We start from the raw sequence: 10,120 nt of genomic DNA, 5'->3' as shown, positions 1-10,120 counted from the left end.
GGGAAGCTGTTGAAAAAATTAGAGTATCCACCGGGGGATGTCTGTCATGGGAAGCAGGGACACCGTGAGGAGACGGCCATTGCGACGCTTGGGCGGGTCACTTGAGTCTGTTATATCAACTCTCGTTTAGTGTCTTTGTGAGGGTCGTAGGATGCCGTTAAGCGCCGAAATTGATCAGCCTGATTCGAAGTTCTGGAGTCTTTCCCGGTTCCCCAACCACTCCCGAGCCACGCCCGTGGAAGTGATCGATGCGTTGACTATTTCCCGGGAAGATTTCGTCCGTCGCTACGTCAACTACAACCGTCCCTGCCTGATCAAAAACGCAGTACTCCACTGGCCCGCGTTCCACAAGTGGAAGCAGCTGGACTACATCAAGGATCATTCAGATAACCGTCCGGTGGTGGTGCGCTCGAAAATCATTTCGGAAGTGGTGGGCTGGTCGAATCCGGAGATCAAAAAGGCCTTGATCGAGTATTCGAACGAGGTCCACAGTGACATCCCGTTTCATGACTTTCTCGACAGTCTGGGTGTGGGCGAACACCCACTGGTCGCTGACAGTTGCGGTTTCAAAGAGGGCGAGGCTCTTGAGTCACTGAGACATGACGTGGGCGGTCTGCCGTTCATGCCGGAACTGTCCACACCGCTGTACTATCCACCCTATCGAAGCTTTTTTTATCGCAACTCCTACACCGATTGGCATTTTCACAGTGCCGACGAGACCTTCATGTCACAGGTGGTCGGCGCCAAGGAAGTTCTCTTGTTGCCTCCGGACAACGCCACCTGGCAAGCGCTGCGGCCGGTGATCGAGGAAGCAGGCTATCTGTATGACATCGATACCCAGCGCTTCCCGGGCACTCGCAACCTGCAGGCTTTGCGTGCGGTGGTAGAACCGGGCGATGCCCTGTACATCCCGGTCTACTGGTGGCACGCAGTGCAATCGATGGATGACGCGGTCGGTGTTACCGTCGCGGCAACGTTCAAGACCCCCTTGCATGTGATTGGCGACATTAGCTCGCCCATCGCCAGACGCCTGCTGCGCACCCACTTGTTTTCCCGTCAGGCACCTCTGGTGCTGGTCGCCGTAGCCTATTCACTGGCCTATCGGTCGGCGCGTGCGCTGCTCGGTGTCTTCAGGCCGAAGACACGTCCGGAGGTGCGCCCGTGAGTTTCTGGCGTCGCGGCCAGTCATTGAAAGGTCTGGATCTGGGGCGAAGCTTCTACTTCCTCTGGTCCGGTGAGTCTCTGGCAATCTTCGGCATGGCGCTGACCGAATTCGCGCTCGGCGTCTGGGTCTATTCCAGCACAGGTTCTGCGGTTGCCTTCGCCAATGTGGTGCTGGCAGCAACGTTGCCGGCAGTTCTGTTCCTGCCCTTGGCGGGAGGGCTCGCTGACCGGATCAGTCACCGGCTGATCATTGTCCTTTGCGACGTAACCCTTGCGCTGTTGCTGGCCGGAGTTATCGGGCTGCTCTGGCTCGACCGCCTGCAACCCATGCATCTGTATATCTTCAACTGCATCGCCTCGATCGTTTCGGCATTCCGTGCCCCGGCTTATCAGGCGGCGGTCAGTGCTGCTGTCAGTCCGGAAAGATACACCCAGGCCTCGGGGCTGATGGGCATCACCAAGAACGTGTCATCGTTGGTCGCTCCGTTGTTGGCAGGGATGATCATGGCCAAGGCCGGCCTGGTGAGCGTGCTGATGGTAGACCTGATTACCTTCTGTTCCGGCACCGTGCTGGTGATCAAGGCGTTTTCCCATGTGCCTTGGGCGCGTGCGGCAAGAGAAGAGAGTACTGATGATGCGGTGCTTGGCGGTGCGCTAAGCAATGTCATGGCCGGGCTCAAGTTTTTTTCCGCCAGCCGCTTGATGATCTGGCTGCTGGTCTACACCGTGATGCGCAACGCGCTGCTGTCTATGGTTACGCTAATGATGGCGCCGTTGCTGTTATCGACCCTGGGCAGCGACAGCCTGGGCATGGCCTACACATGGGCTGCCTTGGGCGGGCTGCTAGGCGCCGGGGGGCTGGTATCAATGGGTGCTCGGCGCAGGTTGATGTTGATGGCGGCGATAGCTGATCTGCTGTTGTCGATCTGCATCATCGCCTTGGGGCTGGTTTCGCAGATCGCGGCGTACTGCGCAGTCGCTTTCGGCGCGATCATGGTCGCGAGCGTCGCCGATGCCGGTGTCAATGCGCTTTGGATGAGCCGAATCCCTGTCGGCAATCGCGCTAGTGCCTTTGCCTTGATCAATATGTTGACCATTGCCTTCAGCAGCCTGGCGATCTTTGTCGGTGGCGTGCTGGTAGATCACTGGTTTGGGCCGGCGATGATACTCGGCGGGGCCTATGCCGATTCGATTGGCGTGTGGCTAGGGGTGGGTGTAGGGCGCGGAGTAGGACTGCTGTTCGTGATCACCGGCGCCGTCTTCGCGGTGATGGCTATAGCGGCGCTGTTGCACGGGCCAATGCGCCGTCTTGAAGGTGCCAAGTCCGAAGCACCCGTCCAGCAGGCGGACGATACAGTCCAGGCCGATGCCCTTTGAAAGCGGTGCCCGGCGCATCAACGCCACTGGCAGTAACCTGGTGGATTTCGACAGCTCTGTGGAACGCTGTGCGGTCAACCGCACAGTGGTTTATCCAAGGTTTATCGAGCAAAGCCCATCGCTGACTGAGGGATGTTGGTTCGGAGGAGGATAGCGGACCGTTTTGTCGCGTGTGGGGGCCAAGGCCCCCTTTTTGTCGGGCGACTTTCAGGCGACAGCGGGCTGAAGGACTTCTTCGAGGAAGCGGAAGGCGGTTTGTTTCGATTGTTGAGTGGATGAGAAGAACTCCAGGTGGCTGCCATCGCGCTCTACGTGTAGCGTGGCGTCCTTTATCGACGCCGCAATATGCCGCGAACCGCCGATGTGCGTGGTTGCATCGGCATCGCCAGCCACCACCAGGGTCGGCGCGGTGATGCGCGTCAGTCGTGGTGCCAGCTCGGTCTTGTTCAGCGCGTCGTTCAAGCGCGCATAGCGATAGAACAACTCGGGATTGACGTAAGGGTAAAGCACCACATGGGCAATGGACTCAGGGGTGGTGGCCAGCGTTGACTGATCGAGGAACATCGCTTGCAGGTCAGCAGCCTCGCCACGATCCTGAGCAGCACTTTCCATCAACCACTCGAAGTTTTGCTGATGAGCGGTGCGCAGGTCGTTGTCGTCCAGATTGTAATCGCCATGCCACAGGCTCAGGGAGTTGACCCGGTCGGCATGGGCAGCAGCAGCGCTCAGGGCTATCACCGCTCCGCCGCAGATGCCCATCAGGTGTGCGGTCGATAACCTGAAGTGATTCATCACGCTGATCATGTCGGCGACCTGGGCGTCGGTGTCCACCGCAATCTGGTCGAACGCCTCGCAGGCACCGAACAACCCTCGGGTTTCCCAGGTGACGACAAAAAAGCGCTCGCTCAGGGCGTCGAACCAGTCGCGGCAGAGATCGAACGGAATGCCGCAGGGCAGTGCCAAAACCACGGGGGGCAACTCGCGGTTGGCACTGGCATGCACCAGCAACCGGGCATGGTCGTGGGTGGTCAGGAGCAGTGTCTCTATATGCGGCACTGCACCGTCGAATTCAAAATGCTTGAGCAGTCGATTGAATGCGGTGACGTCTCCAGCATCATCGAAGTGCTCGTAGCGATAGTCGAGCGCTTCGCAGATTTTGCGGCTTATAAAATATTCGAACGACGACAGTTGTGCCTCGCCACCGTGCAAGTACTGCAGGGTGCGCACGCCGATGCGCGCAAACGCGGCATTGATCGCCCGCTCTGTGGCTCGCACGCTGGAGCACGCCGGCTCTGGCAGCGGGCCATTTTCCTGGGCGAGAAAGCTCAGGCATACAGGATCGGGCAAGTTGAGGGCAAGGTGCCTGAGCATCCTCACCGTCTCGCACAGACGCAGCGTTGCGTCGGAGGAAATAGTCATGGATCGTTACTCTTCTTGGGCGCTTTTTTCAGGCACATTGCGCGAGGCTACTGTCGTCTGACGCAGATGGGTCAGACCGCTTCGAATTTCTTGCCGCGTGTGGTGTGGGTCACGAGGCGGTTGTATTCCGGTGTTTCGTCACCGATCACCTGCACCGCGCCGTATTTCTCCAGGCTGATGCGGCCACCGTACTCTTCGATGTGGTCCGAATCCGGATACACGTGCACAAACGACGGTACGTAGCGTGACGCGAAGCCCATGCGCATCTCCTGTGATTCGCCGCTGTGCGGATAGGAGGCATGCATCAGCGTCGACCAGAAAATGATGAACTGCCCGGCTTTCATCTGCATGGGCACAGCAGAGGCCTCGTCGGGTTTCCAGTTCTCATCGATCTGCAACTGACGATAGTCATAACCGAAGAACCCGCGACGCACGCCATCCTTGACCACCGAATTGTTGGCGTCGGGCTCATAGCTCATGCGCTTGGTTTCGTCGTAGTTCATGCTGTTCTGGGTGCCAGGAATGAACTGCAGGCAACCATTGGCAATGTTGGCGTCGGTGAACGCGGTCCAGACGGTGATAGTGCCGCCAAACTCTTCGTTTTCCGGCCAGATGATCTGCGGCTTGCCGGAGGCGTTGGCGAACGTATCGGCCTGATGCCAGTCGGTGCCTTCATCACCCGGATACTTGGGAAAGAACTCGGTGCGCCAGCAGAGCACGTTGGGGCCAAGGATGCTTTCGACGCGGTCACAGATTTCCGGGCGGCAGATATGGCTGGCCAGAAAGTCGTCGTCCAGATGGCGGTCGTAGTTGGCGATGTTGGTGCCCCCGGAAATAGCGTCCAGATCCTGATAGGCTGCGGCGCTGCGGTCGAGCAGGCGCAGACGGGTGCGCTTCCAGGTTTCCTTCATTTCTTCTGGCGAATAGGCGTCAAACGGGCCGATAAAGCCGTTTTTCTCGAACGACGCACGCTGTTCAGCAGTTAAAGCGAATTTTTTGCTCATGAGCTTTTCCTTTTCGGTCAATGGGCTTGAACAAGGCTGCGGGAGATGTAGTCGGCCAGGACTTTGGCCGTTGCGCCATCCGCCAGGATTCCCGGGTCCAGGTTGATTTTGTAATGCGTCTTGAGCTTGCTCAGCGAACGGATCAGGGCCAGAGAAGTGCCGCCGTGATCGAAGAAATCATCATTGACGCCGATGTTTTTCAGACCCAGGTCTTCGCTCCAGACCTTGAGCACGAAGTGCTCCTGTTCACTGAGCCCCTTGACGTCTGCCGCGCTTAAAGGCGTCGTGTCAGCGGCAGGCGAGGGCAGTTGTTTCTTGTCGATTTTGCCGTGCTGAGTCACCGGCAGTTCTGCCAATGGCACATACACCGAGGGCCGCATGTACTCAGGCAAACTGTCGGCCATCAGTGCAGCAACTTCGCTGCGGGTTTGCTCGGTCCAGGCATCAACGCCCTGGCCTGGCACCACGTAAGCCACCAGGCGCAAGTCGCCATCGCCGTAATCGTGTACGCCGACATGGGCGGCGGCCACGCTCGGGCTGGCTTGCAGAGACGCTTCGATCTCGCCGGGCTCGATGCGGAAGCCGCTGATTTTCAATTGCTCGTCGCAGCGACCGGCATAACGGTATTCGCCATTGCTCTCCAGGGTCATCAGGTCGCCAGTACGGTAAGCGCGTATGGCACCGGGCAACTCGACGAATCGCTCGACGTTGAGCGCCTCACGGTTCAGATAGCCCTGCGCCACACCGGCACCTTCGATGTACAGCTCGCCCGTGGTGCCTGCCGCGACCGGGGCCTGATTCGCGTCAAGCAGGTGCAGGCGCCAGCCGTCCAGTGGCTTGCCCAGCGAAACCATGGCCGCTGTTTCCAGGTCTTGCGCCAACACTCGCTTGAAGGTGGTGTGAACGGTGGCCTCGGTGATGCCATACATGTTGATCAGCGCTGGCTTCTGGTCGCCATGACGCTCGACCCAGGCACGCAGCACGGTGGCGGGCAACGCTTCGCCACCGAACACCACGTAGCGCAGCGCCAGAGGAGCAGTATTGCTACGATCGGCTTCATCAAGACCACGGAAGGCCGATGGCGTCTGGCTGAGCACTGTGACGCGCTGATCGGCGAGCCATTGACGCAGGGCGGCAGGAGAGCGCGAGACGTCGTATGGGACAACAGCCACTTGGCCACCGTGGGCGAGAGCACCCCAGATTTCCCAGACCGAGAAGTCGAAACCGATGGAGTGGAACATCGACCAGACGTCCTGGGCGTTGAAGCCATAGGCGCGTTGAGTACTTTCCAGCAGGCGACTGACGTTGCCATGGGAAACCTGAACGCCCTTGGGTTCGCCAGTGGAGCCAGAGGTGTAAATGATGTACGCAGTGGCGTGATCAGGGTCGACGCGGCTGTCTTCGACAGCCAGCTCCAGCGCCGGTGCGGACAACAACTCGTCGAGCGCCAAGGCACGCAGAGACGGTACTTTCGGCAGATTGGCAGCATCACCGATGATCAGGTTCAGGCCGCTGTCGCGCACGATGTGTTCGACGCGCTTACCGGGGTATTGCGGATCGACCGGCACATAGGTACCACCGGCTTTGAGAATGCCCAGCAGGCTGATGACCAGATCAACGCTGCGCGGCAGGTACATACCCACACGCATGCCCTGGGTCACGCCTTCGTCGCGCAAACGTGCAGCCAGCTTTGTCGAGAGTGCGTCGAGCTGTGCATAGCTCAAGCTCCTGAGCGCATCGCTAACGGCGGTGCGCTCGGGAAATTGACGTGCCCTGTCACTGAATATCTCGTGCAGGAAAGCACCGGGCTTGAGAGGGGCTGACGTAGCGCTGGGCGATTCGTCAGTGTTCTTAATCGGCATGACCAAGGCTCCTGTGTAATAACCAGATTCAGCGTTCAAATCCGCTGCAATCGAGACATCCCTGCGGCCTGACGCGTCCGAGAATGGGCCGGCATGATCCGCAGTTGTCGCATTTCAGCACCGACTGTCAGCCGGCGTCTGTCGAGGGAAATGGGGACAAAGCCTGCCCAATCTCACCACCACGCATCGACCCGCTGTGCGACCGCTGTCCCGGATTGCGGTGACAGACGCTTCTGATCATCAGTGTTTTGATTCTTGCGCGGTGCCGGAGCGTGCTGGTCTGGCTCCATACAAAAAGTGGATGTGAAGGGCTGAGGTCTAGGAGTTTGTTCATGAGTCTTCAAGCTAACACTGCGCCCGTTTTCGCTGACCAACGGCAAGCGGATGCGCCAAGCTGGCCCGACAAGGCCGCTGACCCCTCGGTGCGGTTGTCCCTGCTGGCGGCCGACATCAGTTTGCCGATAGTGGTCGAGCCAACCGTTGATGAACTGGACCCGGCCCAGTGGGCCAGCGCGCGACGCGAGGCGATTGAGGCACTGTTGTGTCGTCACGGCGCAGTGTTGTTTCGCGGGTTTGACCTGCCTTCGGTCGCCGCCTTCGAAGCGTTTGCCGAGGCGCTGTCGCCTGGCCTGCACGGCACGTATGGCGACCTTCCGAAGAAGGAAGGCGGGCGTAATGTCTATCGCTCAACGCCGTATCCCGAGCGCGAGATGATCCTTTATCACAACGAGAGTTCGCACCTGGAAAGCTGGCCACGCAAGCAATGGTTCTTCTGTGAGAAGCCATCGCAAGTGGGCGGGGCGACGCCACTGGCGGACATTCGCCAAGTGCTCGCGTACCTGCCGAAAGAGGTGATCGAGCGTTTTGAAAGCAAAGGTCTGCTTTACAGCCGCACCTTCACAGCCGGTGTCGAGCCCAGTTGGGAATCGTTCTTCGGCACCTCCGAACGCAGCGCTATCGAACAGCGTTGCCGCGAGCAGGGTACGGACTTCGAATGGCTCGACGGCGACACCCTGCAGCTTCGCACCCTCTGCCCGGCGGTGATCAGCCATCCGTTTACCGGCGAGCGTGGGTTTTTCAATCAGGTGCAGTTGCATCACCCCTATTGCATGGGCGAGGAACTGCGCGAGGACCTGCTAGACATGTTTGGCCCCGACCGCCTGCCAAGGATGGTCAGCTATGGCGATGGCTCAGCCATCGAAGACTCGGTGATGGCTTTGATCGGTGATGCCTACGAGGCGTGCGCGGTGCGCTTCGACTGGCGCAAGGGCGATGTCGTGATGCTTGACAACATGCTCGTCGCCCATGCCCGTGACCCTTATGAAGAACCCCGGCTGATCGTCGTGGCCATGGGTGAAATGACCGCTCGGGGCGATGTCTGGCGACCGGCCTGAATGATCGATATCCAGTGAAACCGCCAGGGCGTTCAACCACCGGCGCCCGCGCGGGCCAATGCATACAAGGACAGCAAGCAATGAAAACCAAGCAAGAGAAGAAGACCAGACCGGGCTCGATAATGCGTCTGCTATGGAGCAGCCATCCCTGGCTGACGTTCTTTACGCTGCTGACGGGTCTGATCAGCGGCGTGGCTTCCATTGCCGTTGTCAATGTGATCAACCAGGCGATTCACGAGGAGACCTTTCAGCGTGAGTCGTTGTTCTGGTTCGTTGGCCTGAGCCTGGTTGCCCTGGTTTTCCGCAACGGTGCGGCGCTGTTTCCGGCCTACGCCAGCATGCACATCATGACCCGTCTGCGCATTGCCCTGTGCCGCAAAATCCTCGGCACACCGCTTGAGGAAGTCGACCGCCGCGGTGCGCCGAATGTCCTGACGATGCTCACCAGCGATATTCCGCAACTCAACGCCACGCTGTTGATCATGCCAACGATCCTCGTGGAGTCGGCGGTATTTCTGTTTGGTATTGCCTATCTGGCTTACCTGTCCTGGGTGGTGTTCGCAATAACCATCGGGCTGATGGTGCTGGGAGTCGTACTGTACCTGCTGTTTTTCGCGGGCGGCATCAAGTACACCCACAAGGTTCGCGACGAGTTCACCGCATTCAACGAATACACACACGCGCTTGTGTTCGGCCTCAAGGAACTGAAACTCAACGGTATTCGTCGCCGCTGGTTCAGTCGCTCGGCGATCCAGGAGTCTTCGGCCCGGGTCGCGAGGTACAACTACATCGAACGGCTCTGGTACACCACCGCTGACAACGTTGGCCAGTTGACCCTGTCGCTGCTGATCGGTTGCCTGTTGTTCGCTGCTCCCATGTTCGCTGTAATCGATGCCAAGACCATGAGCGCCAGCGTGCTGGCGGTGCTGTACATCATGGGCCCGCTGGTGATGCTGGTCACCACCATGCCGATGCTGGCCCAGGGACGTATCGCCTGCACACGTCTGGCGGATTTCGGATTCTCCATCAACGAACCGCACCCGGAACCGGAAACCAGCGACGCCGACAATGTGTTGCTCCTCGATCACAAGAAGTCCTGGGGCAGGATCGAGCTGAAAAACGTCCACATGAACTACACGGACCCACTGAGCAATTCCGGGTTTGCCCTGGGGCCTATCGACCTGACAATCCAGTCCGGTGAGCTGATCTACATTGTTGGCGGCAACGGGTGTGGCAAAAGTACCCTGGCCAAAGTGCTCTGCGGCCTGTACATCCCGAAAGAAGGTCAGCTACTGCTCGACGGTACGGCAATCACCGAAGACTCGCGCAGCCACTATCGCGACCTGTTCTCGGCAGTGTTCTCCGACTTCCATCTGTTCAACCGGCTGATAGGTCCTGACGAGAAAGAACTGGCCAGCACCGACCAGGCGCAGAAATACCTGTCGACTCTGGGCCTGGAAGACAAGGTCAAAATCGAAGGGCAGGGTTATTCAACTACCAAAGCCTTGTCATACGGCCAGCAGAAACGCCTGGCCCTGGTTTGCGCCTATCTGGAAGACCGTCCGATTTACCTGCTGGACGAGTGGGCTGCCGACCAGGACCCGCCGTTCAAGCGTTTCTTTTACGAGGAACTGCTGCCGGACCTCAAACGGCGCGGCAAGACCGTTCTGATCATCACTCACGACGACCAGTACTTCCAGCTGGCCGATCGCATCATCAAGTTGGTCGATGGTTGCATCGTCTCCGACGTGAAGTGCGCGGTGCAGGACAAGCGCGCCTGAACTGAAGCGCGGTCCAAATTTCCAGGGATGATCCTTCGCAAAACGGCATGAAGCGCGCTACTCCCTGGCCCCGAATCGACTATCGGCTGTCGCCGCCTCTTGCGTGCGACAAGGCCAAC

At 59.1% G+C, this 10,120-nt stretch carries 7 protein-coding genes; 4 read left to right on the top strand and 3 right to left on the bottom strand.

Going from position 1 to position 10,120, the window contains the following annotated elements:
- The first annotated feature begins 151 nt into the window (after positions 1–151).
- Both JOE29_RS11600 and JOE29_RS11595 read left to right on the top strand, forming a co-directional pair.
- Positions 152–1,165, top strand: a complete 1,014-nt coding sequence (locus JOE29_RS11600; RefSeq protein ID WP_044312779.1) for a cupin-like domain-containing protein — start codon at positions 152–154, stop codon at positions 1,163–1,165.
- The gene (locus tag JOE29_RS11595) at positions 1,162–2,541 is read left to right on the top strand and encodes an MFS transporter (protein ID WP_044312778.1); all 1,380 of its coding nucleotides are present in this window, start codon (positions 1,162–1,164) and stop codon (positions 2,539–2,541) included. The genes JOE29_RS11600 and JOE29_RS11595 overlap by 4 nt, the downstream gene beginning before the upstream one ends.
- Before the next feature lie 207 nt (positions 2,542–2,748).
- Here the strand turns inward: JOE29_RS11595 and syrC are convergent, their stop codons facing one another.
- The 3 genes from syrC to syrB1 all read right to left on the bottom strand — a co-directional run bounded on the left by syrC (position 2,749) and on the right by syrB1 (position 6,826).
- On the bottom strand, positions 2,749–3,960 hold the full coding sequence (gene syrC, locus JOE29_RS11590) for a syringomycin E biosynthesis aminoacyltransferase SyrC (protein ID WP_210079528.1): 1,212 nt from the start codon (positions 3,958–3,960) through the stop codon (positions 2,749–2,751).
- Positions 3,961–4,031: 71 nt separating this feature from the next.
- Positions 4,032–4,964 carry a syringomycin E biosynthesis L-threonyl-[L-threonyl-carrier protein] 4-chlorinase SyrB2 gene (syrB2, locus tag JOE29_RS11585; RefSeq protein ID WP_003383694.1) on the bottom strand — a complete coding sequence of 311 codons (933 nt, stop codon included), beginning with the start codon at positions 4,962–4,964 and terminating at the stop codon, positions 4,032–4,034.
- Positions 4,965–4,981: 17 nt separating this feature from the next.
- Positions 4,982–6,826 (bottom strand): syringomycin E biosynthesis L-threonine--[L-threonyl-carrier protein] ligase SyrB1, encoded by a 1,845-nt coding sequence (syrB1, locus tag JOE29_RS11580; RefSeq protein WP_210079527.1) that lies wholly within the window; start codon positions 6,824–6,826, stop codon positions 4,982–4,984.
- Between the two features lie 332 nt (positions 6,827–7,158).
- On the opposite strand from syrB1, the gene JOE29_RS11575 reads away from it, so the two are divergent.
- Together JOE29_RS11575 and JOE29_RS11570 are read left to right on the top strand one after the other, a co-directional pair.
- Entirely contained in the window at positions 7,159–8,220 is a 1,062-nt protein-coding gene (locus tag JOE29_RS11575; RefSeq protein ID WP_024959042.1) for a TauD/TfdA family dioxygenase, read from the top strand.
- An 80-nt stretch (positions 8,221–8,300) separates the two neighbouring features.
- Positions 8,301–10,001, top strand: a complete 1,701-nt coding sequence (locus JOE29_RS11570) for a cyclic peptide export ABC transporter (RefSeq protein WP_057406145.1) — start codon at positions 8,301–8,303, stop codon at positions 9,999–10,001.
- Positions 10,002–10,120: the final 119 nt, after the last annotated feature.

The organism is Pseudomonas sp. PvP009 (assembly GCF_017832995.1).
GTDB classification, from domain to species: domain Bacteria; phylum Pseudomonadota; class Gammaproteobacteria; order Pseudomonadales; family Pseudomonadaceae; genus Aquipseudomonas; species Aquipseudomonas syringae.
The sequence above is the reverse complement of the archived record's forward strand: the minus strand, read 5'-3'. Positions and strand labels throughout refer to the sequence as shown.

What these genes read in the sequence shown, in the direction of transcription:
- syrB1 (WP_210079527.1), bottom strand. Translation starts at nt 6,826, where the DNA reads ATGCCGATTAAGAACACTGACGAATCGCCCAGCGCTACGTCAGCCCCT.
- syrC (WP_210079528.1), bottom strand. Translation starts at nt 3,960, where the DNA reads ATGACTATTTCCTCCGACGCAACGCTGCGTCTGTGCGAGACGGTGAGG.
- JOE29_RS11600 (WP_044312779.1), top strand. Translation starts at nt 152, where the DNA reads ATGCCGTTAAGCGCCGAAATTGATCAGCCTGATTCGAAGTTCTGGAGT.
- JOE29_RS11575 (WP_024959042.1), top strand. Translation starts at nt 7,159, where the DNA reads ATGAGTCTTCAAGCTAACACTGCGCCCGTTTTCGCTGACCAACGGCAA.
- JOE29_RS11570 (WP_057406145.1), top strand. Translation starts at nt 8,301, where the DNA reads ATGAAAACCAAGCAAGAGAAGAAGACCAGACCGGGCTCGATAATGCGT.
- syrB2 (WP_003383694.1), bottom strand. Translation starts at nt 4,964, where the DNA reads ATGAGCAAAAAATTCGCTTTAACTGCTGAACAGCGTGCGTCGTTCGAG.